Raw genomic sequence first — 22,315 nt, 5'->3', positions numbered from 1 at the left:
AGCAAGGGCAGGGGCTCAGGGATGGTTGTATGGCGATGCCCGTTCCGAAAGTGTGCCGCTGAAGGGCCAGGGGAGCTGGAACGAGCAGGGCGAGATGGAGGCGAACCAGTGGGTGACCGGAGTTCCATTGAGTGGACTGAGGCGACCTGGAATCCAACGACTGGGTGTGACCGTGTCTCGTTGGGGTGCGACAACTGCTACGCCTTGACCCTGGCGAAGAGGCTAAAGGCCATGGGCGCGCCCAAGTACCAGAATGACGGTGACCCGAGAACGTCCGGCCCGGGCTTTGACCTCACGGTCCATCCCGACGCACTGGACGTCCCCTACGGGTGGAAGAGCCCGCGGACCGTGTTCGTGAACTCCATGTCGGACCTCTTCCACGCCCGGGTCCCGCTCGACTTCGTCCGCCGCGTTTTCGAGGTCATGGCCGACACCCCCCAGCACACCTACCAGGTGCTGACCAAGCGTGCTCGCCGCCTGCGGCAGGTCGCCGACCGGCTCGACTGGCCGGCCAACGTGTGGATGGGGGTGTCCGTGGAGACTGCGAAAGAGCTACCGCGCGTGGATGATCTGCGGCAGGTGCCAGCCGCTGTTCGGTTCCTCTCCTGCGAGCCCCTGCTCGGGCCGCTCGACGGCCTGCGCCTAGAGGGCATCGACTGGGTTATCGCAGGCGGCGAGTCAGGCCCCAAACACCGTCCCATGGACCCAGCCTGGGTGACGCAGATCCGGGACCAGTGCGTGGAGGAGAACGTGGCGTTCTTCTTCAAACAATGGGGTGGCCACACCCCGAAGGCCGGTGGCCGCTCCCTTGAAGGGCGGACCTGGGACCAGATGCCACTGGCGGTCCCGGCCTGACCGGGACCGCCTCAGAGTACTGCCGGTGGCACGTTCGGTTCAGGCCGCGCGCTGCTTCGGGTAGAGGATGATCTCCCGGGTCCGGGGCACTCCCACACCGTCGCTGGGCGTCTTGCCCTGCTCGTGCAGAAGCTGCACGGCTTTGCGCACCGCTGGCTCGGTGACCTGCCCGTAGAAGGAGCCGAAAATCTCCAGCGGGTGGTCGACGAGCTTGACCGGCCGACCCGTCTCCATCAGGAGCTTCTCCAGGTTGGCCGCGATCTGCGGCACCGCCCTGGCCTGGACCTCCTTCGGGTCCGGGCGCGTGAGCGAAGCGATCGAGAACAGTCCGTCGTCCTCCTGCATCACCAGCGTCTCCCACCACTTGTTCCGGGCCCGGGCGACGGTGTCACCGAAAACCCACAGCCCGTAGGGGCTGCGCGTGGCGAACACCAGCTGGTAGACCGCGCGTTTGCGCGGTGAGTGCGACACCGGGACCGCCTGCACGAGCATGTCGGTTCGCCGGGCCAGGCGCTGCCGGTACTCGGCCGCGACCGCCTCGATCGCGTCCTGCGCCGCCTCCTCCTTCTCGCGAGACGCCATCGCGTCGGCGAAGTAATCACGCCACCAAGTGCCGCCACACACATCGTCGAAGCGCTGCAGCGACTTCTCGTTGCCCTGGGGGGAGCGGACGTGTCCGCCCAAGCGCCAGACGGCCATCATGCTGAAGTTCATCAGCAACTCGGTCGGCGGCCACTTCTTATGCGGCCGCTTGCGAGCCAGCACGTCCACCAGCCGGTCCTGGGGCAAGAGGAGCCCGCACGGATCCAGAAAGAGGAACAGCGGCTCTTGCTCCGCCCGCTCGACAACCTGGTCGAGGACGCCATCGACCTCACCGGGGTGCGCATGCGCCAGTACACCGCTCGCACGGTACTGCTGGACAACCTCATGCAGGAGGTCGAACGACTTCGGCTGGGACTCCGAGAAGAAGCACTCCAGCGTCAGACCGGGCCGAGAGCGCAGGTCCGACGCGATGCGTAGTGCGAGCTCCGCCGATGCAGGCTCTCCGTTCTCGTAGCGGCCCTCTCCCGCGTACCCGTCCAGGTAGACCACGCGCTTGTCGTGTGTTCGTGAGCCCGTCATCGCGCCGAACTGAGGCAGGTAGCGCTTGAGTAGTTCGTGTTTGAAGACGCTGGGCAGCGCCTTGTCCGCCCAGTAGCTTCCGCCCGTGCCAGACGACATGCCCACCCCCGGCTCCGTGGTACTCCCTGATTACAGATGGTGAAACACGGCGAGGAACTCCGGCAAGACCATCACGGTGCGGGCCGCGGGCGATCTCCTGGCCACGGTGACGTTTCTCGTCCATGCCTCGCCGTCGGCGCACTTCAGCGGGCTCACCTACGACGGACTGCGCGCCGCCGAGGCCAAACACCGCCAAGGAGGACGCCGCCCCACCGTGGCAGCCGACACGACCGGTCGTACGCACCGCCCCCTCTGGAGGGCCTTCGATCGCCGCCGCCCTCGCCCGCGACTCGTCAGGCGCAAGGCGATCCGTACGGCCGATGCAGAGCCCTCCTGCTCAGACATCGAGCAGGAGGGTTGGAGGCGCTCCAGGTCGGCGACTAGGTGGAGAAGACGAGGAGGGCATTGGCATGTGGATCAAGTCCTGTCCGTCCTGGGTACAGGGGCGCTGAGCTGTCGGTGGTGTAGGTGTGGGGCAGCGCGAGCTGGGCGCCGCCGTCCAGGGCGAGAGCGGGTGCTGGGGCGGTGGCGAAGAGGTAGAGGGCGTCACTGCCGGCCTCGGTCACCAGGTGGGGCCCGGCCGCAGGGGAGTACGCGACGGCATGGATCGCGCTGTCTGCCGCGAGGGGGGTGCGGAACAGGCGACGCAGCTGCTCGAACTTCGTCGTGCTGATGACACTGGAGTGGACGTCCGAGTCGGCTGATTCACCGGGGTCGGGGCCGGCGTCCGGAAGTTTGGCACCGGCCAGCAGCAGGGTTAGGAGAACGGGCACCGCTTTGCGGGTCAGTGCCCGTGTTGCGGCAGGAAGGCGGCTGGCGCTGCTGTAGGGAAGGGACAGGGCGAGGCTGCCTGCCTCCGTTCCGATGGTGATGGGGACAGCCGAACAGACCGTGTGGGAGGAGTATTCGCGCAGGTCGTAGACGGGATCGTCCGGGGTGATCCGGTCGAGACGGTCGAACAGGGCTCGGGGGTTGGTGATGGTCCGGCGGGTGAGCCGGGCGGCCTTGTGCCGGGTGAAGTGGTCGGTGCGTGAGTCATGGTCGAGCTGGGTCAGCAGGCACTTGCCGACGGCGCTCGCGTGCGCGGCCGACCTGAAGTCCACCCACTCGTTGACTGCCGGGGTGATGGGACCGTCTGCCATTTGCGTGATGTGGACCTCGCCGTCGACGTAGCGGCTGAGGTAGACCGCGGCTCCGACGCTGTCGCGGGCGAGCGCGAGGGTGTGCTGCAGCTGCAAGCCGGTCCCGCCGGGCGAGGCCAGGCGGTCCAGAGCTGCGCCGGGCACGTAGATGTCGTCGGCGATGGTGGTGGCGAACTCCTCCGCGACCAGCATGGCCAGCAGCATGTGCAGCTGCTCCTCGGGCAGGCCGGACTGCTGCCGCAGCAGCTTCAGCGGCGCGCCCAGCGGGTGCTGTTCCAGGACCCGTACGACTGCCTCCGCGGCGCGGGCCTGCTGCAGAGTGCTGCTCTCCGGCGTGGCTGGCCGGCGAGGTGGGGGCGGAGCGGACAGGTGCGGGAACCGGGCGGCGTACGGCTGCGGCGCCTCCCGCGCGGGAGCCTCGGGTGCGGGGAGCAGACGGCTGCGTTCTCGGAGGTAGGCCGGCGCGGGCGGCGGTTCGACCAGCTCGCAGAGCACGTCGGCCAGTGGAGCCGTCGGCCTGGGCACCGAGCCCAGGAGGGGGTGCTCGTAGTTGCTGACGTAGGTCAGGAGCGTGGGGGGAAGTGGGTGTTCGGTGTGGGCCCGGATGAACGGTCCCCACCGCCGCAGCGGGGTGAAGGTGTTGAGGTCGAGCCGGTCCGCCCAGACGGCGGCGTCGTCGTACTCGGCGTGACGGCTGTGTTCGAGGAAGAGGCAGTAGACGGCCGTGTCGCTGCCGGCGCCCGCAGCGAGCTGCCACCAGAACTGAGCACCTTCATGGCCGAGGAGGTGGAGCAGGCAGGCGAAGACCAGGACGTCCTGGGCCTCGACTGGACCAGCGGCCAGGAGGCGGCGCAGGAGCAGACCGGAGTCGGGGGAGATGACCGTGAGCACGCAGACTGCGGTCAGAGCCCGGCGCGCGTCTTCGATGTCTGCGGGGTGATCCTGACGCGGGTCCAGCCAGTGCAGCGGTCGCGGCCGGGGGGTGGCGCTTTCGGGACCCGGTTCGGGAAGGTCGGTGACCATTCCTCCGCCGGAGCTCCGAGAGGGGGAAGGGATCCTGTTACCACGGCGCGCCAGCAGCCGGGCCCGCGCCTCGGCCATGTCGTAGTCGGCGTACCGCTCCGGCAGCGGCGGCCGGGAGAAGAAGGCTTCCAGGTACTGGTTGAACGCAGGCTCGCTCATGACCTGACCTTCCCGTCGTCGCTGGGGATGTCGAGTACCTGGAGAAGACGAGCGCGGGCCTGGCTCAGCAGAGAACGCACCGTCGCCTCGGCGACGCCCATGAGCTGGGCGGCGGTGGCTGTGTCGAGCTCCAGCCCGTGCCGCAGGGTCACCGCGTCGCGCTGCCGCTCGCTGAGGTGCCCAACCGCGCGGGCAAACTGGAGGCGGCCGAGTACGACGGCAAAGTCGTCGCGGTGGTCGACCATCGCGGCGAACGCCGCGAGATCGGTCGGCAGAGCCTGCTTGTCGCGTTTGCGGCGCTGGTCACTGATACGGCTCTTGAGGATGCTCCACGCGTACCCGCGCAGGTTCTCCATACCGAGCATCCGCTGCCAGTTGTTCATGATCTCGTCGAAGGTTTTGTCGGCGGCGTCTTCTGCATCGGCGTCAGATCCCAGCTTTCTGTAGGCGAAGCCCAGGAACGGCGTGTACCGGTCGTCGTGGAATGCCCAGTACGACCGCTCATCGGTGATGCTCCAGCCGGCCAGGGCGGGGTGCTGAGCTGAGAAAGTGGACGGCTGCTCCGCCTCGGCGGAGTTCTCCGGGTCTTCATAGGTCACTGATCCACCTCGAGGTGGAAGTCGTCTGGAGCCGGGGCGGGGTGCCGTGCGGCACCCGCCATGCCGGCAATGCCCACCCGCACGCCTGCGGCGAGCAGACGTCGGCAGCAGCGGACCGTGTCGGGCCCGAACACCCGTACCACCAGTGCGATCTGGAGGACCGTCGCTACAGCAGTAAGCCGCACGCTGCCCCACCCCTTCGTTGTCGATGAAGGACGCCGTCCCCCTCCCCCCACGGCGCCAGAGGCGTCCGCGCCTCCACTCATATAGCGAGCGGCGAGGCCCCGTTCGTGCACGACAAGAACGATCAATTCCGAAACCACATACGGGCGAATTGGGGAGCCAAACAGACAGTCGGCAGCCCGAACCCGGCCTCCGAGTTGAAGGGAGCGCATGTCGCAGCTGCGCCCGGCGCCCCGAGGGCGTTCGCAACGTGAACAGCCATGTGTACCCGGGAGACCTCAGGGTTTCCCCCGGGTACAGTCGCGCGCAGGGGGCTGGAGCCACTGGCATTGGCTCCAGCCCCCTGCCGTCCGGCGTGCCGGTCAGTCGCCCTTGGCCGGCGGCGTCAGGAGGGCGAAGAAGGCCTCCCGGTCCTCCTTGCTCAGCTTGCCGTCCATGGAGACGGCCTGGCGCAGGGTGTAGAGGGTGTCCTCCGCCGGGATCTCCCACCGCTTGTGGGCCTCGCGGGTGATCTCACCGATGTGGTGGTGGGCGGATTCGGGGTGGTGGCGGATGAACCAGTCGAGCATCCCCGCGACCGGGCGCGACACCCACAGGTGCGACCACTCCTTCCTCTTCGGCCGGCTCTTCGTCCGGGCTCCGACCTCACGGTCCAGGTCGATGGCGTCGGCGAAGTCGTGGATCACCGCGCTTTCGACGGTGTGCCCCAGGAACTGGGTGGGCACGATGCGGTCCAGGCTGACGGCGACGGTCCAGGCCAGAGCGTCCGAGACCTCCTTCACCGAATCCTGGTTGCGGGCCCGCAGGACCCACCGCTTGCGCACGTCCGGCCGATCCCACAGGGTGCTCTGGAAGTCGGCCGCGAAGTGGTCGCGGACCTCGGCGGCCCCGCGGGAGAGCTCGTCACGGTCGCCGGCGGACATCGTGGCCTTCACACCCTCGTAGGAGCGCTGGCGCTTCTCCACCCAGTCGTCGGCCACCGCCCGCGCCCACTGGTCGCGGCCGCCGACCACCGCCTGCGGCTGGGGCACCTCGCTGTTGCCGCGGGAGATGTAGGCCCGCAGCGTCGAGGCGGTGATGCCGCCCAGCTCCGCCATCTCCGGGACGCCCAGCAGCTGCGCGCCGGTCAGCTCCGGGGTGGCGACGTCGACCACGCACCGGTTCAGCGGCAGCGCGCCCTCCCGCTCCTGGTGGAGTTGCGCCCACAGGGCCAGGTGGTCGCCCCAGTTCTCCGGCGCCGGCTCCTTCGGGTCGAAGGTGAGGATCCTGCCGATGTGGGCCCGGGCGGGGTCGGCCTGGCCGTCGAGCATGTCGGCGGCGCTGACCGTGACGGCGGCGCGGGCCCTGCGCCGCTCGTAGTCCTGCTCGACCGGGTCCCAGACCTGCCCGGGCCGGTACCAGGCGATGCCGTCCCACCAGTAGCCGCCGGCGCGGAACAGCAGCTGGTCCCCGTCCCAGGTGCTGTGCAGCGAGGACGTGTCGCCGTCGCTCATCAGGAGCACGGTCCGGCCGTGCTCGGGGTGGTAGCGCACCGACCAGCCCAGGGAGTGGTCGAGCGGGTCGGTGGTGAAGGCGTGCCAGCCGCCGCTCTGGCGATTGGGGTCGTAGCGGCCCCACATGCCCTCGCCCTGGTTGCGGCCGACGGCCTCGATGGCCTCGGGCCCCTCGTCGAGGGGGATGTGCGAGTCGTCGACGAACGGCAGTCCGGGCACCGGGTGGTCGGTGCGCACGCCGTTTGCGAGCGGGTAGAGGTGCATCAAGGTGATTCCTCATTCCATGTCGAGCGCTGCACGACTTGTGCAGCGCTTACCTCTCCTCTCTTATACATCGTCAGGAGCGATTGAAGGGCAGCATTTTCGGGACAACATTTCGCAGCGGCGGCGGCCGATTCACGTTGCAGGGCGCCCGCGTTGGGGGTCGCGTCGGATAAGCTCTCCTTATCCGACGCGACAGAACGGGACATGACGACCCGTCGTCATCGCGTCCCACCGGAGGGGAAGCCACCGTGATGTTCGACCGCTCCGCTGTCCCGGCCATCCCGGAAGACCGCGCGTACACCGTCGACCAGCTCACCCCGCAGGACTACGCTGCCGTCTCCGCGTTCCTGACCGACCGCCTGGGTGAGCTGGTCGACAGCGGCCAGACCGCCGCCGGGCGGGCGATCGAAGAAGCCCTGTCCATCTACACCGACACCCTCGACCCGAACTTCGAGTGGGAGGCCGACTACCGCGACGAGCCGGTGCCGGACAACTGGCTGAGCGAGCGGATGAACGCCTGGAACCAGCTCGTCTGTGTGCTGTGGGTGGGATGGCACGACGCCGAGGGCTACGACCGCACCCGCTGGGCGCTGGTCCGCTCGCCCCGCCCGTCAACAGCTTCGGCGGAGGCACCGTGAGCACGGCCGCCGATATGGAGCTGGTGCCCGCCGACGTCCTCGGCGGGCACGAGCCCGTTGCGCCGCTGGACCCGGCGGCCGCCGAGCGCCAGGCGCTCATCGAGCGGTGGGCCGAACGCCACGGCGTCGACGCCGCTCGCCGGCTCGCCGAGGCCGAGGACCTGGCCGACGCGGTCGCTGCCGAGATCACCCCGGACAACACCGTCGACACGTACAAGAAGTCGTGGCGGGTGTGGACCCGGTTCTGCGCCGCCGCCGGTCTGCCCGAACTGGAGGGCTCCCGCGGTGCCCTGGTCGCCTTCGTCGCTTGGATGCTGCGCGAGGGCCAGCAGAGCGGGAAGGGGTACGCGCCCAGCTCCGCCGACACCCACCTCGCCGCCGTCGTCATCGGCCTGCGCGAGCGCGGGGTTGCCGTCAGCGGTGACGACCAGGCCGCGGCCCGCAAGGCGCTGGCCGGCCTGGAGGTCAAGCTCCTGCAGGCCGGGGAGCGGCGCGGCCGCGGCCAGGCCGTCGGCGCCGACGTCGACGGGCTGCACGCCATCGCCCGCTCCTGCCCCGACACCCTCGCTGGCGACCGCGACAAGGCGCTCGTCCTCACAGGCTTCCACTACGCCTCACGCGCCCAGGACCCCGCCGGCCTCCAGAACGGCGACGTCACCCTGCACCCGCGCGGCCTGGTCGTCGCCGTGCTCACCGGCAAGACCAAGCACTCCGTCCGCAACGCGAAGATCGGCTACGCCCAGGACCCGGGAATCTGCCCGGTCCGCGCCTACACCGCCTACCGCGAGCGCCTGGTCGGTGAGCACGGCCATCGGTGGGCCGACCCCTCCACCCCCGCCTTCGTCGGCATCGACCAGCACGGCCACATCACCGGCGGCCTGGTTCCCGACTCCGTCACCCGCGCCATCAAACGCATCTCCGCCCGGGCCGGGGTGCCGATCTCCTGGACCGGGCACTCCCTGCGCATCGGCCTCGCCTCCACCGGCCGCAAGAAGGGCAAGGACGCCATCGCCATCGCAGACCAGGGCGGCTGGGCCCGCCACTCCCGCTCGATGCTCGGCTACATGCAGCGCGAGGACGGCTGGGACGACAACGCCTCCGCCGGTCTGACCTGACCAGCGTCCGCGGTGAATTGCCCTGGTCGGACCCGTTAGCCCCAACGGGTCCGACCCGGCGACGTGAGCTGGGCAACGCCATCGGCGCCCCGGCCGGGCAGATCGGGGCGCCGATGGCGTGACTGATGGTGTGCACGGCCGTATGACGACGGTGAACACCGTGATCACGAGCGTTCGGATGACGGGTGACTATCCAGAGCGAGCTCACTGCACGGGGTGGTCCCTGCCGTGCAGTGCCGGTGAGCTGCGCGAGATGCGCGACCCCGCCGGAATGACCAGAGGATGACCGCGATGACTACGGAGGCCGCGAGGCTGCCGAGAAACTCAGGCAGTGCGGCATACAAGAGCTCACTCATTGGGGCACCCCACCGCTGCGGCGCGTTCGGCTTGGCGGGCGCCAAGCCGACGGAGCTTCCGGCGGACGCGCTCGCCGTATGAGGTAGCCATTCCGGCATCGACGGCGGCGTCGGACCACGCCTCTCCGCTCTCGGCCCATCTACGCGCGACGGCCCCCTCCTCTGAAGACAACGCCCTGAGCACAGCCGTCACTCGATGGTCGGACAACTCCGCCCACAGCGCCTCGGACTCCGGCGTGCGGTACTCGGTGAGTAGGTCGGCGACAGTCGTTGTTTGACTCAACGGTTGGCTGAGTAAGGCGGTTCGCCGACCCCTGGTTCTGCGCTCCCATAGGGGCTGTAGCTGTTTGTGTTCTCTCTTACTGTGACCCTGCAGCAGCCTGGTGATCACGGGGTCATGAGCCGTCCCGGCCCCCAGCTGGTCAACCCAGTCCCCGAGGAGAGCTATCTCCACAGCGTCGCGCCACCTCTCCGGGTGCGAGAAGCCGAGCCAGTCACGGCTGAACGCGTCTACTCCATCCGTGTCGCCCTCAATGGCGGCGTTGCGCGCGACGAGGGCAGCGATGAGCGCATCTCGGGTTACAAGAGGGACCGGAATGCAGACGGACGAGGCCACCTCAAGTAGGGCCGACGCGATGAACGAGTTGATCATCGACAAGGCGTCCCGCTTGGGGCAGCGGCACCTGTGGCGGCCAGCGGAGGGCTGACAGACGTGGCTCTCCAACATCGCACGCCACCGCGCGATGTTGGCGATCACGCGAAGCGCGAGGTCGGATACATCAGCAGGCTGGGACGAGCTGTCCTGTTCCGCGTCGGAATCATATTTTGCGTCCACCCATGGGTGAAGAGGCCGCCCCACCTCCCAGGACTTTGCCTGGGCCTCTGTGTAGAGCGCCAGCCCCTCCAACGACGGTGCGGGGAGTGGGACGCTGATTGTGACGATCAGGACGATGCGTCGTACCCCGTCTTCGCCGACGGTGATGTCGCCATCTTTAGGCCGAGGCGGGCTCGCGGCGCGCAGGGCACTAGTGAAGTCACCGGTGAGTAGACGGGGGTACATGCGGTCCTCCCTGACGGGGCTTGTATGAACCAGGCTTCTACCTCTAGGCGCGTCGACACCCTGGTCCGACAAACTTTCTCCGTGTCTTGCCTGTGACCCCGGTCACCTTGAGTAGCGTGGATGGGCGCTCCCAGCCGGGCCAAACGGTGTTGGGATGTTAGGTCCAACAGGTCTAAAGCGGTGTGAGGTGCACGGCCCCGGCCAGGGCCCTGACAGGCCGAACCGGTGACGCCGATGACGTGCACCTTTCTAGTTCAGACGATCAGGCCCGTCTTCGCCGCCCACGGGTCGGGGAGGGACTCCCATCGGGGCGGCCGCGGCGGAGCGCAGGCCGCGGAGCAGAACTGCGGCGGAACGGCCCAGACGTCAAGACCACGGGTGAGCGGGGATCCGCATGCGATGCACGAGGCGTCGACCGACTGCCGGATGCGGGAGCCCTCCTTGTTCGCCACCGTGGTCAAACGCAGCCGCTCGCGTTCGATGCCGTGGCGCACTGTCATGGCCTCCTCGCCCCAGCCGTGCACCTCGTCGATCAGGTCCGAGTCCGTGAAGCAGTGGCTGACGAGCGCGACTGCGACTTTCGTGAAGGCCCCTTGGGTGACTGCGGCCCGGACAAGATGGTCACCCTCCGGCCCCGCCTGTGCATCTCCGGGGCGCTCTTCGAATGCATCGCGGCGGTCGATGCCCCAGTTACTGGCCATGTCGATCAGCTTCTCCGCCGGGCACTCTGGAAGGTGTCCGGCGCAGTACGGGATGAAGAAATCGTCGATCGGCTGGCGGGGGCAGCCTGAGCCCTGGCAAAGCTCGTAGAGCAGGTCCTGGTTCAGGACCAGTCGGAAGCGACGGCCAGCGCAGGACACGATCGCTTCCCCAAGGGGATCGTTGGACTCCACGTGCACGTCCCCGCGCAGTTCCAGGCCGGACAGGGCGCCGGCGAGCGCCAGAACCGTGCCGCAGGGGACGGGCCCACCGAGCAGGGCTGACTCGAACATCACGGGGCCGGGAAAGGAGTCGTCGTCCTCGGGGTCGTTGTACCCCCAGTCGACGTGGACCTCCGGCAGCGTGGAGCACTCGGCCAAGAGGCTCCGGAACGGGAAGGCCTTCGGCGGTCCATCGGTGGCGGCTTCGCGGAGCAGTGCGGTGTACTTCCCGCCCGCCTTGCGCTGAGCCTCGCGTGCGCGCTGCGCCGCGGTGTTCTGATTGCGGGGCATGAGTGTTCTCCGGATCCGGCGGGCCTGCCCACGTCGCCCGCCGACGGAAGACACCGTTACGGACTTCGCGGGCCCCGGAGGTCCTCGGCCGATCGCTGACCCTGACGACGTGGGCGTCGGAGTCTGCGGCGGTTGGCGTGCGCGTCCAGCCGTCCGCACCGTAGCGCAGCCCAGCGCGGGAGAAGCAGCCTGCAGCCCAGATCTCACCCGACAGGGTGGTTGCCCCTATTGGGTCCAACAGGGGCAACCAACTCCCCGTCGCTCAGCCGATGAGCGGAAGGTCCCGGGTCCTGCGGAGGGCGGCTTCCAAGGCGTCATGCGTTCGCATCTGGAGTTTGTGCAGGGCGGCGACGCCGAGCAAGAACTGCGGCCCGGGCTCCGGCTGGCTGTGCTCGACGAGAGCATGGGTGATGTGGCAGATGAACTTCACTGCGAGGTATGCCGGATCGGCTAGGCCCACCACGCTCGGGCCGGTCTGCAGGACGGGGCCGCGACGGGTGTCCGCTCTGTTCAACCGCATCCCCTGCGCGCCGGCGTGGGTCTCGGCGGAGGCCCACTCGAAGTAGGGATGGAGATGGGCGAGGTCGGCCAGCGAGGCCAAACCCCTGGTACTGACTCGGGCGCCGACGCTGGCGAGTGGTGCGGCAGCCCATCCGACCTGGCTCCTGATGCCAGGCCCGAACCGGTCGACGGCCGCCTGTGAAGCCTGGCGGGCCTCTTCGACCTCCTCGTCCGAGTAGGGCTCCATCCCCAGGTCTTGGGCGTACTCCTGGTAGATCTCCATGGCCTTGAAGCCCGCGCAGTCCTCGTGCGCGTAGTACCGCTCGACGAGATCCTCGTGGCCCGGCCTCCGACCGTACGTGCCGATGACGCTCGTGACGGCTGCCAGCTCGTACAACAGGCGGGCCGGCTTCATCGCTCCCTGGCCGTGGCCAGCGGAGAGGAGGCAGTACACCTCGTCGGCGGCCCGGCACGCGCGGGCGTGCAGCTGTATGAGAGCCGCGGTGACCATGTCGCACGGTGTGGGCGTGAGATGGCTCAGCTCGGATCCCAGCTCCTCGGCCTGGGCAAAAGTGAGCAGACAGAGATCGAGACTGCGGCCCCAGTGTCGGCGGAGTCGCCGCTCGAACAGCTGGCGGCGGCGCCCGATCCGGTGGAGCGTCCGCGGGGCGCGCCGGATTGCGGTCGCGGCCATATCGTCGATGATGCGCAACCACTGCTCTTGATCCACTGCTACACCTCGTCGTGCGTGCGGGCCGGACTGGCTTCGGCCGACGGTAGGCCCGGATGCCGCCCAGCGCACTGGGCTTTCTCCGGGCTTCACCTCCCAAGGCAGCTCAGGCAGTTCAGTGGACCTCCGCCTGGTCGTCGCGCTGCCCGACTTGGGCGGCGAGGGTGACGGCGAGGCGTTCAGTGAGTTCGGCGAGGTGCGGGTCGTCGGGGCCGGCGGTCTGCTCCATGGCGGCCTGCTCGGCGTCGTACGCATCGAGGACCTGCTCCCAGCTCTGGGCGTTCGGCCCGTAGTGCTCGGGGAACACATGGGCCAGCCACCACGCCGCCGCCCGCCAGTCCGGCCGCAGGTACCGGGTCTGCCGTTCCTCGACGTCCTGGCCGGTGACGGGGTCGTTGTAGGTGCGTACGCGTTCCTCCAGGACCAGGCTCCCGGCGCCCGCCTGCAGAACTCGTGCGAGCGCCCGGGCGGCCATCTGCGCCCGAGCGGAGTTCACCCGCCGGTACAACTCGACGTACACGTCGTCGGAGGCGTTCGCGGGTTCTCCGTCCTCGCGGGCCTGGGCTGCGTCGCGGCCGCGGGCCATCCACCGGGCGAGGGTGGCCCGGGAAACGCCGGCGCCCTCGGCGGCGAGCGAAGTGGCGACGCCCACGGCGGTCGCCTTGACGATGCTCTCGATCCGCTCCGGCGTCAGCAGGGAGGGGCGGCCCGGGCGGCGGGTGCTTGATCTCATGCGGGCGGACCGTACGTACACCTGGTCGCTTGCGTCTCCGGCGTCACGCATTTTGCGATTTACGCGACGGTCCTACGCGCGCGGGCGCGGGGGTCTCACCGACGTACCGGGCGGTCCGCCCTGGTCAACGCACCAGGCGCCCGGACCTGTTGGACCCAATGGGGTCAACCCTGTTAGGGGCACCACGCTGGCCTGGGGTTTCCTCGATCGGGCGGAGCGCGGCCGGGTCCACGTCCGGGCCGGGAGGAGGCGGTACGGTCTGGCGGTGACGAGTGGACGGGGAGAGGTCCGAATGAGGAGAGAGCCATGGTCCAGGTAACGCTGGAGCCGTTGAAGATCCCGGACCGGCTGCGCATGCCGGCCGTCTTCGAACGGGAGTGGACGGAGCCGGCCAACAAGCTGCGCCCGCGCATCCTGCTCCCGGCCGCGTTCACCGGGCCGTCCCCGATCGCGGAAGGCGAGCACCGCGTCTTCATCGTCTTCAACCGCAAGGGCGGCGCCGGGAAGACCACTACCACCCTGGAGCTCGCGTGCGCCTGGGCGGCGATGGGCTACACCGTGCGCATCATCGACGCCGACCCGCAGGACGCCGGTCTGACGGGGTGGCTGGCGCCGGTCTATCCCGAAGGCCTGGACCCCAAGCACCGGCTGACGCTCAAAAACGTCATGTACGGCGAGGCCGGCCTGGACGAGGCGACCTACTACACCCGGTACAAGAACCTCTACATCGTGCCCAGCTACGAGGACTGCGCGGTCGTCGAGTACGACCCGGCGGTCAACGGCGAGCGCACCCTGCGCCGGGCGATCAAGCGGAGCGAGGCGCCGGTGGACATCACCATCGTCGACTGCCCGCCGAAGGTCGGGAAGCTCTCGACGTTCACCCTGGCGATCGGCGGCGAGGTCCTGGTGCCCAGCCAGCTCAGCGGCCTGGACAAGAAGTCGAACGAGCCGCTGCGCAGGACGATCGCCGACGCCCAGGAGGAGTACGACGTGAGGGTGCGGGCCGCCGTGCTCACGGCCTGGGGCAAGACGATCATCTCCCGCTCGGTCGGCAACGAGATGGCCGCGCACTACCCGGACGCGCTCGTGTGCCCCATTCGCAGGTCGGTGGACGCCACCACCGCGCCCGACGAGAACCAGTCCATCCGCGAGTACAACAAGCGGTCCACCACCACGCGTGACTTCGACCAGCTCGGTCACATGCTGGTGGCGCCGCGGGGAGCTGCAGCATGAGCAACGGAATGCCCTTCGGGCAGGGGACCCTCCTCGGCAAGGAGCTGGGCGCCCAGAAGACGTCCACCCCGGGCACGAAGGAGAAGATCCCGGCGTACGTGAGCCCGGAGACCATGAACCGGCTGCGCAACGCCGTGGTCGCGCTCCAGCGGATCGACGACGAGGACGCCGACGTCCCGGTGTCGCTGTCCGCGTACGTGGAGGCCGCCGTCCTCGCGCAGCTGCGCCGCGACGAGCGCGAGTACAACAACGGGGCGCAGTTCCCCCAGCGCCGCAACAAGAACCTCAAGAGCGGGCCGCCGGTCACGAAGTAGCCGGCGCAACCACGGGGGCCCCACCGCTTCCGGTGGGGCCCTCGCTGCGTCAGGGCACGGTCAGGGCGGCGACTCCGCCCAGGTCTCCGGCCCGCCACCGCGCCACTCCACGAACTCGCCCGGCGTGAGGTCGAAGTCCTCCGCGTTCTCCATCCCGGCCTGCCTCAGCAGCTCCGGGATGTCTGAGGCCCGGTAGGCCGTCCCGAGGATCTGTCCGTCGAAGCGGACCTTCCGCCAGCCGCGCTCATCGGGCTCATAGACCACCAGCTTGGGAGTCGACATCTCCCCACCCTCGTCCGCGCCGGGCTGTCGCGCACCACGGGAGCCGCCGTACCGGTACCCCGTGGCAGGCGGCCACCATCCTCTGCCGCACCACGTCAGCGGCGGTTGGGCCTATTGGTTCTAATGGGTCTAATTCTCGGTTCGGTCAGTACGTCCGGCCGGACGTGGCTACCGTGCAGGGCGTGACGAAGAAGGTTGACCTCCTGGAAGAGATGCCCGAGCTCCAGGAGGCCGTGGACGCCGTGTGCGAGGAGGCCCCCTCCGACGCCCGCCGTCGGCAGATCCGGGCTCACGCCCGCGAGCTGGTCCGTGCCCTCCAGCACCCTGGGCACCCGCACGGCGTCGGCGACGACCTGGCCGACATCTTCGACCCGGAGTCGCTCAAGGCGTACGAGAAGCTCGCCCTGGAAGGCGAGCTCCGCGACCGCGGTGAGAAGCGCCCGACCTCCGAGGCGACGGCGATGGTGCGCTCCGGGGTGATGGCCCTGCTCCAGCGGGAGCTCGGCCTGGAGGTCCACTACCTGCGCCAGCTCAAGGAGCTCCCCCGCAAGGAGCCTGTCGACGTGGCCCGGCGCGAGCAGCTGCGCGAGAGCCTGGTGACCCTGTCCGACTACGTCGGCCGCCGTACCCGCTGGAGCGTCGAGGGCGGCCTGATGGAGCACGGCTACCCCCGATGGGTGCGGATGCTCGCCATGGCCTCGGTCGTCCTGGACACCGGCGCCCGGGTCGGTGAGCTGTGCGCGCTGCGTCTGGAGGACCTCTCCCCGCCCTTGGGGGAGGTCCGCATCCGGCGCCGCCCGCAGAACGCCCGTCCCGACAGCCCGGTGTCCGTCGAGGTCTACCCGCTGCGCCGGTCCACCCGGGCCGCCCTGCAGCGCTACCTCCTGGTGCGCCGCATGCTGATGGGCGACGTCACCGGCGGCGCCGACTGGCTGTGGGTGTCCGTGCGCGGGAACCACGGGGGCGTAGTCGGCGAGAACCTCGAGCCCGAGTACCGGCCCGCCGGCACCGCCCTGCAGGCACGCGGCACCGGCCGCGCCTACAGCGCGACGGTGGAGAAGGTGAACGTGGACCTCGCCGGGACACCGGGCTGGTCGCCGCTGCCGGTGCGGATGGAGCAGCTGCGCCGCGGAGTCGCCCTCCCTGAGCTCTACCTGGTGCCGCCCGCGCCGGACGCCGAGCGGGCCGCCGAGCTGATGGACCGGCTCCAGCGCGCTGCCCGCAGCCTCGCCGCCCTGCCCGACGCCAAGGACGCCGCGACAACCGGCCGCAAGGCCCGCGACGAGGCCCGCCACGTCCTACGCGAGGCCTGGCGCCTGGGCGTCGAGCACCAGGTCCAACTTGCCGTGCTCAGCGCTGGTGGCCTGCTCGCCGTGGACGTCCCGCGTGCCGGATGGGAGCCCGAGCTGCTGCGCTCCCTTGACCGGGCACTGCACCTCACACCCCTTTAGACCCATTAGACCCAACGCCCTGGGTGCCGGAGGGGTCGCCGACGGGTACAAGTGTGAGCTGCAGCGCCGAGGGCGGGGCGCGCCCCGCCCTCGGCGCTGGCCTACGCGATGAGCTGGTGCAGCCCCACGGTTCCCGCCGCGGCCCCGAGGGCTGGGCGGCGCGTCGCGCTGCTGGCCGCCGCCGGCGCGGGAAAGCTCGCGCGCATGGACAACGCCAGCTATCCCACGGCCCTCACCCGCGCCGCTGCCACCTTCGGCGCGGTCGTCACCCTCGCCGCCGTCGTAGCCAGCACCCTCGTCGCCCTTCTCACCTGACGACCAGCCCTACCCAGTCTCAAAGTGGTCCGTCTGCGGCTGGTGACAGAGTTCTTACCGGCACCCCCAGTCCTGGTCCGGTGCGGGTGTGCTCCTGCACAACAAGTCAGGCCCGGCGAAGAAGTCCATGGAGAGCATCGACTCCTCGAACGGGTCGATGCGAACCCATCCGCTGTCGATCTCGGCCCGGATCGGGGACTCGGTTCCGGAAGGCCCCCCGCAACGACGTCCCTCATGGATAACGCCTGGTCAGAGCATTTTGACTGCCGTATTCCAACGGGTCCCTCAACACCGCATAGACTGGCGGCTGTTCGCAGCACACCGCGGGCGCATCGCAGAAGGCGGGTTCTTCAACCAGACCCCGCCTTTGACGGGCGCGCACGGCGTCAGCGGATGAGAGGACAACTGAACATGGCGCACATCGAGCAGAACGGTGAGCAGTCCGACCCCCTCGGGAAGGGCGAGCAGCCGGGATGCCGAGGTGCACACCGCAACGAGCGTTCTCCCCTCGACCTCATCTTGGTCGTCTTCGCCGATGACATCTCCGGATGGATCATCGACGGGGGGAAGTGGCTGTTCGAGTACCTGAACAGCCTGTAGAACGCACTGCGCCCCCTGGTGGTGAGACACCAAGGGGCACTGGTTGTGGGTGTACCCACTCCGTGCAGCGGCTCCTCAGCGTTAACAGGCGAAGGGGAGCCGTTGTCGTTTCTACAGCCTGAGCTATAGCACCCCCACCTTAGTACACACTCTTATGTGTCAAGGATTCGTGGACCCGTACGGCGACCTGCTACCGCTGATCAGCAGTGTTCGCCGGTTTGTGAGACTTCGGCGGTGACAATTATGCGCCGCCCGCTCGGGCACGGACCGGTCTCCGCCGTCACCGACCAGGAGCCGACGGTGGCCCCCCGGCGGACCGCCGCAGAGCGGGCCGCCCAGGACGAGCTCCGGCCGTCAGCCCGGGCGTCGGCAACCCCCGCCTCGTCCCCGCGCCGGCCGCTGGGGGAGGGGCCCCGCAGCTGACGGACCACCCTGGGCAAGCCTGAGAGGAGGGCAACTCCTTGACCGGCGAGGGTTCCACGGCGGGCAAGGGGGCCCTCCACTTCGCCGCCCGCGGCGAAGGGCTGTCCCGAGCCCTCCTCCCCACGGGAGGATCGGGCGTGATCGAGTTCCTGAAAGACCACTCCACGATCCTCCTCGCCCTCCTTACCGTCGCGGCCGCGTTCGGCGGCACCTGGCTCGGATCGCACATCCAGGCCAAGGGCGGACTCGCCCAGGCCAAGGCCGCCAAGGAAGCCGCCGAAACGGCGGCCGCCGCCACCCTCCAGGCGGTCCGCGAGCAGAGCGACCGTGCGGCCGCCGCCGCCCACGCCGCCGCCGTGCGTGACCATCGCACCACCGCGATAGCCGACCTGCTCCGCGCCACCCGCGAGCTCGTGCGCGCCCTCGACCGCCAGTACCGCGAGCCGGGAGACGCCGCCACCACGAACGCTCTCCACGAGGCGTTCATCCAGGCCCGTGGAACCGTCGAACTGTGCGCCCCCACCAGCCTGCTCCCTGCCGTCAAGGAACTCGCCACGACGACGCGGAACCTGAGCGACTTCGCCCACGAACGCGCCGAGTCCAACCGCGCCATGACCCACCTGCAGAGGCTGGAACCCCACGAGGGCGACGCCACGCCCCTCTACCGCGCTGTCGCGGCGCTGGAGACCTTCCGCACCGCCGCCGTCGCGGACGCCCCCAACGCCCTGGAGCTACACGCCCTGGCGGAGGAGGCGCTGCGCCAGGTCCCCCAGCTGCCCGAGCATGAGCAGGTCGTTCTCCTGGTCGACTGCTACTACGAACCCCTCCGCCCCGCGCTGGCCCGCCACAGGGACGGGCACTACCAGGCGATGAACGACCTCATCGAACAGGCCCGCGCCATCCTCGGCGTCAACGACTGAAACCGTCGAGCAGGTGACGCCGAGCACGGCGGCTGGCGAGGTGACCTCCAGCACGGGCTCAACCGGGCCAGCGCCGGATCAGCGAGCCGTAACCCGAACCTCTGCGCGGAAGGTTCCTCCCGGTGATATCGGCCCCGCCAGTCCGAGGGTGGCGGGGCCGCCTGGCGCTCACACCCTGTCGACGCCCGTCATGATCGGGGTCTGAGGAACATCGGTGTCAGATCGTGCGCTAAGGGTTCTCCGGGCTGGTTGGGGCTTTGACCTGGTGTGATTGAGCGTCGGAGCCTTCGAGGGTCGTTGTTGTCGATCTTCGGAGAGCTGTTGTGGCGGTCGAGTTCCTGACGGACGAGCAGGCGGCCCGGTATGGGTCGTTTCACGAGGTGCCCTCGCGGGCGGAGCTGGAGAGGTACTTCTTCCTGGACGACGCGGACCGGGAGGCGGTGCAGGCCAAGCGCCGGGCCCACAACCGGCTCGGGTTCGCGGTCCAGCTCACGAGCGTGCGGTTCCTGGGCCGGTTCATGCCGGACCCGCGGCAGGTGCCGGCGGAGGTGGCCGAGTACCTGGCCGAGCAGTTGGAGATCGCGGACGCCTCGTGCCTGAAGCTTTACGGCGAGCGAGACGGTACGGCCCGTACACATGCCGGGGAGATTCAGGAGTCCGGAGGCTGGCGGGACTTCGCCGAGGTCCGCGACGAGCTGGTGGTCTGGCTGGACGCGCGGGCGTGGACGACCGGGGACGGGCCGAAGGCGTTGTTCGACGCGGCGGCGGGCTGGCTGCGCGAGGGGCGGGTGCTGCTGCCGGGAGCGAGCCGTCTGGCCCGGCTGGTGGGCACGGTGCGGGAGGCTGCGAACCAGCGGTTGTGGGACACGCTGTACGGGCTGCTGAGCGTCGGTCAGCGGGCGGTGCTGGATTCGCTGCTGACCGTGCCGCCCGGCGAGCGGGTCTCGGAGCTGGACCGGCTGCGTCGCGGGCCGGTGCGGGTGTCCGGCCCTCAGATGAAGGCGGCGCTGAAGCGCGCGGAGGAGATCGCCGCCCTCGGCATGGGGGACCTGGACACGTCGGCGATCCCGCCCCGGCGGCTGGCAGAGCTGTCCCGGTACGGCGTGGACGGCAAGGCGTCGCTGCTGCGCCGGCACGGCAATTCCCGCCGGCTGGCGACGCTGCTGGCCACGACGGTCTACCTGACGACCCGGGCCGTCGACGACGCGCTCGACCTCTTGGAGGTGCTGATCGCGACGAAGCTGCTGGCCAAGGCCGAGCGCGAGACCGTCAAGGAGAAGATGAAGACGCTGCCGCGGGTGGAACGGGCGTCGGCGAAGCTGGCGACCGCGTTTCAGGTCGTGTTCGATACCACGAGCGAGCTGGTCGACACCGACACCGGGGAGGTCACCGGCCCGGCGGTGGAGTCGTTCGAGGCGATGTGGGAGCGGATCGAGGCGGTGGTGCCCCGGCACGAGCTGGCCGCCGCGATTGCCGCGCTGTTCGAGCTGACTCCGCCGCTGGACTCCGATGCGGACGAGGCGTGGCGGTCCATGCTGGTCAGCCGGTTCGGCACCGTCCGGCCGTTCCTCAAGCTCCTGGTCGCGGTCGTCGACTTCGGTGCTACTCCCGAGGGCGAGGCCGTGCTGGACGCGCTCAAGTCGCTGCCGGACCTCATGGGTCGCAAGAAGGTCGGCCCGGCCGAGATCGACACCGGCCTGCTGGTCGGCTCGTGGCGGCGCCTGGTGCTCTCGGCACCCCACCTGGAGCCGGGCACGGTGGACTGGAAGGCGTACACCTTCTGCGTCCTGGAGCAGCTGCACCGGATGCTGCGAAGCAAGCAGGTGTTCGCGAAGAACTCCTCCAAGTGGGGCGACCCGCGGGCGAAGCTGCTGGCCGGTGAGGCGTGGGAGCAGGCCAGGCCGACCGTGCTGGCCTCGCTCGGACTGCCCGGGGAAGCGGGTGAGCACCTGGCCGCGCGGGCGGCGCTGCTGGACGGCACGTACCGGGAGGTCGCCGGGCGGCTGCCGGACAACGCGCAGATCGTCTTCGACGACGACGGCCGGCTGCACTTCGCCGCGCTGGAGCCGGAGCCCGAACCGGCCTCCCTGCTCGATCTGCGGGCCGCGGTGAACGCGATGCTGCCCCGCGTGGACCTGCCGGAGGTGCTGCTGGAGGTCTTCTCCTGGACCGGCGCCGACCAGGCGTTCACGTCGGTCACGGGCGGCGAGGCCCGCCTGAGGGACCTGCACGTCACGATCGCCGCGCTGCTTGTCGCCCACGGCTGCAACGTCGGCTACACCCCCGTGATCGGCGGGGCGGACGCGCTGAAGTACGGGCGGCTCTCCCACGTCGACCAGACCTATCTGCGGCTCGCAACGTACCGGGCCGCGAACGCGACCCTGATCGAGCACCAGGCGTCCATCGGCCTCGCGCAGGCGTGGGGCGGCGGGCTCGTGGCCTCGGTGGACGGGATGCGGTTCGTCGTCCCGGTGCCGAGCGTGTACGCGCGGCCGAACCCGAAGTACTTCGGCCGCCGGGGCGGCGCCACCTGGCTCAACATGATCAACGACCAAGCCGCCGGGCTCGGCGGGAAGGTCGTGGCCGGCACTCCACGCGACTCCTTGTACGTGCTGGACGTTCTCTACGACCGCGACGGCGGCCGCCGTCCGGAGATGATCGTCACTGACACCGCCTCGTACTCCGACATCGTCTTCGGCCTGCTCACCCTCGCCGGGTTCGCGTACGCGCCGCAGCTGGCGGACCTGCCGGACCAGAAGATGTGGCGCATCGACCGCACGGCCGACTACGGCGCCTTCCAGGACGCGGCCCGCGGCCGGGTCGACCTGGCCCGGATCGAGCGGCACTGGGAGGACATCCTGCGGATCATCGGCTCCATTCACACCGGCGCCGTCCGCGCCTACGACGTGATCCGGATGCTGTCGCGCGACGGGCGTCCGACCCCGCTCGGCGACGCGATCGCGCACTATGGGCGGATCGCGAAGACCCTGCACATCCTGCGCCTGGCCGACGAGCCCGGCTACCGCCGCCAGATCAAGGTGCAGGCCAACCTCCAAGAAGGCCGGCACGCGCTCGCCCGGAAGATCTTCCACGGCCGCGCGGGGCAGCTCTACCAGCGCTACCAGGACGGCATGGAGGACCAGATTGGCGCCCTCGGCCTCGTCCTCAACGCCCTGGTCCTCTTCAACACCCGGTACATGGACGCCGCCGTCACCGAGCTCCGCGCCGACGGCTTCGAGGTCCGGGACGAGGACGTCGCGCGCCTCTCCCCGTTCGTCCGGCACCACGTCAACATGCTCGGCCGGTACTCCTTCCAGCTCCCCGACCTCCCCGGCGGCCTGCGGCCCCTGCGCGACAAGCACGCCGCAGACGACGAGTAGGACGGGCAGCCGTCGGTCGCTCGCAAGCAGCTCTGCAGTCGGTCGTTCCGCCCCCGTGTGCTGCGTGCGGAGCGGTAGGTACCCTCGTGGCGGTGCAGCACAGGGTGTACTGCA

General features: G+C 69.7%; 17 protein-coding genes and 1 pseudogene. 9 read left to right on the top strand and 9 right to left on the bottom strand.

Going from position 1 to position 22,315, the window contains the following annotated elements:
• Positions 1-108 precede the first annotated feature (108 nt).
• On the top strand, positions 109-855 hold the full coding sequence (locus AAT21_RS34075) for a DUF5131 family protein (protein ID WP_046780863.1): 747 nt from the start codon (positions 109-111) through the stop codon (positions 853-855).
• Between the two features lie 39 nt (positions 856-894).
• Here the strand turns inward: AAT21_RS34075 and tcmP are convergent, their stop codons facing one another.
• The 4 genes and pseudogenes from tcmP to AAT21_RS34050 all read right to left on the bottom strand — a co-directional run bounded on the left by tcmP (position 895) and on the right by AAT21_RS34050 (position 6,939).
• Positions 895-2,076, bottom strand: coding sequence for a three-Cys-motif partner protein TcmP (gene tcmP / locus AAT21_RS36380; protein ID WP_079026144.1), 1,182 nt, complete (start codon positions 2,074-2,076; stop codon positions 895-897).
• A 746-nt stretch (positions 2,077-2,822) separates the two neighbouring features.
• A pseudogene (locus AAT21_RS40125) lies at positions 2,823-3,587 on the bottom strand (IclR family transcriptional regulator domain-containing protein); the annotation flags it as partial.
• Between the two features lie 809 nt (positions 3,588-4,396).
• Positions 4,397-4,999: an RNA polymerase sigma factor gene (locus AAT21_RS36375; RefSeq protein ID WP_052758112.1), complete on the bottom strand. Its 603-nt coding sequence runs from the start codon at positions 4,997-4,999 to the stop codon at positions 4,397-4,399.
• A 545-nt stretch (positions 5,000-5,544) separates the two neighbouring features.
• The gene (locus tag AAT21_RS34050; RefSeq protein ID WP_046780861.1) at positions 5,545-6,939 is read right to left on the bottom strand and encodes a hypothetical protein; all 1,395 of its coding nucleotides are present in this window, start codon (positions 6,937-6,939) and stop codon (positions 5,545-5,547) included.
• 248 nt (positions 6,940-7,187) lie between these two features.
• Here AAT21_RS34050 and AAT21_RS34045 point away from each other — a divergent pair, with 248 nt between their 5' ends.
• Positions 7,188-7,577 carry a hypothetical protein gene (locus tag AAT21_RS34045; RefSeq protein ID WP_167350640.1) on the top strand — a complete coding sequence of 130 codons (390 nt, stop codon included), beginning with the start codon at positions 7,188-7,190 and terminating at the stop codon, positions 7,575-7,577.
• Entirely contained in the window at positions 7,574-8,692 is a 1,119-nt protein-coding gene (locus AAT21_RS34040) for a site-specific integrase (protein WP_235439320.1), read from the top strand. Before AAT21_RS34045 ends, AAT21_RS34040 begins: the two co-directional genes overlap by 4 nt.
• Positions 8,693-9,040: 348 nt before the next feature.
• Here the strand turns inward: AAT21_RS34040 and AAT21_RS34865 are convergent, their stop codons facing one another.
• From AAT21_RS34865 to AAT21_RS34020, 4 genes are all read right to left on the bottom strand, one after another.
• A complete protein-coding gene (locus AAT21_RS34865) occupies positions 9,041-10,108 on the bottom strand; it encodes a hypothetical protein (protein WP_052758111.1) in 1,068 nt (355 codons plus the stop codon).
• Positions 10,109-10,362: 254 nt separating this feature from the next.
• On the bottom strand, positions 10,363-11,319 hold the full coding sequence (locus AAT21_RS34860; protein WP_052758110.1) for a hypothetical protein: 957 nt from the start codon (positions 11,317-11,319) through the stop codon (positions 10,363-10,365).
• A 262-nt stretch (positions 11,320-11,581) separates the two neighbouring features.
• Positions 11,582-12,550 (bottom strand): DUF5677 domain-containing protein, encoded by a 969-nt coding sequence (locus tag AAT21_RS34025; protein WP_046780859.1) that lies wholly within the window; start codon positions 12,548-12,550, stop codon positions 11,582-11,584.
• Between the two features lie 115 nt (positions 12,551-12,665).
• Entirely contained in the window at positions 12,666-13,283 is a 618-nt protein-coding gene (locus AAT21_RS34020) for a helix-turn-helix domain-containing protein (RefSeq protein WP_157879837.1), read from the bottom strand.
• Positions 13,284-13,589: 306 nt separating this feature from the next.
• Between AAT21_RS34020 and AAT21_RS34015 the strand changes: the two genes are divergently transcribed.
• Both AAT21_RS34015 and AAT21_RS34010 read left to right on the top strand, forming a co-directional pair.
• On the top strand, positions 13,590-14,516 hold the full coding sequence (locus AAT21_RS34015) for a ParA family protein (protein WP_046780857.1): 927 nt from the start codon (positions 13,590-13,592) through the stop codon (positions 14,514-14,516).
• Positions 14,513-14,830 (top strand): hypothetical protein, encoded by a 318-nt coding sequence (locus AAT21_RS34010; protein ID WP_046780856.1) that lies wholly within the window; start codon positions 14,513-14,515, stop codon positions 14,828-14,830. The genes AAT21_RS34015 and AAT21_RS34010 overlap by 4 nt, the downstream gene beginning before the upstream one ends.
• A gap of 60 nt (positions 14,831-14,890) precedes the next feature.
• On the opposite strand, the gene AAT21_RS34005 is transcribed toward AAT21_RS34010, so the two are convergent.
• The gene (locus tag AAT21_RS34005) at positions 14,891-15,112 is read right to left on the bottom strand and encodes a hypothetical protein (protein ID WP_046780855.1); all 222 of its coding nucleotides are present in this window, start codon (positions 15,110-15,112) and stop codon (positions 14,891-14,893) included.
• Between the two features lie 182 nt (positions 15,113-15,294).
• Here AAT21_RS34005 and AAT21_RS34000 point away from each other — a divergent pair, with 182 nt between their 5' ends.
• From AAT21_RS34000 to AAT21_RS33980, 4 genes are all read left to right on the top strand, one after another.
• Complete coding sequence (locus AAT21_RS34000) at positions 15,295-16,563, top strand: site-specific integrase (RefSeq protein ID WP_235439319.1); 1,269 nt, start codon at positions 15,295-15,297, stop codon at positions 16,561-16,563.
• 726 nt (positions 16,564-17,289) lie between these two features.
• The gene (locus AAT21_RS33990; RefSeq protein ID WP_046780853.1) at positions 17,290-17,478 is read left to right on the top strand and encodes a hypothetical protein; all 189 of its coding nucleotides are present in this window, start codon (positions 17,290-17,292) and stop codon (positions 17,476-17,478) included.
• Between the two features lie 461 nt (positions 17,479-17,939).
• Complete coding sequence (locus tag AAT21_RS33985) at positions 17,940-18,821, top strand: hypothetical protein (protein ID WP_046780852.1); 882 nt, start codon at positions 17,940-17,942, stop codon at positions 18,819-18,821.
• A 323-nt stretch (positions 18,822-19,144) separates the two neighbouring features.
• Entirely contained in the window at positions 19,145-22,201 is a 3,057-nt protein-coding gene (locus AAT21_RS33980) for a Tn3 family transposase (protein ID WP_046780851.1), read from the top strand.
• Positions 22,202-22,315 lie beyond the last annotated feature (114 nt).

This window comes from Streptomyces yangpuensis (assembly GCF_001005295.1).
GTDB lineage: Bacteria > Actinomycetota > Actinomycetes > Streptomycetales > Streptomycetaceae > Streptomyces > Streptomyces yangpuensis.
Note: the sequence above shows the minus strand (reverse complement) of the source record. Positions and strands in the feature narration are given on the sequence as shown.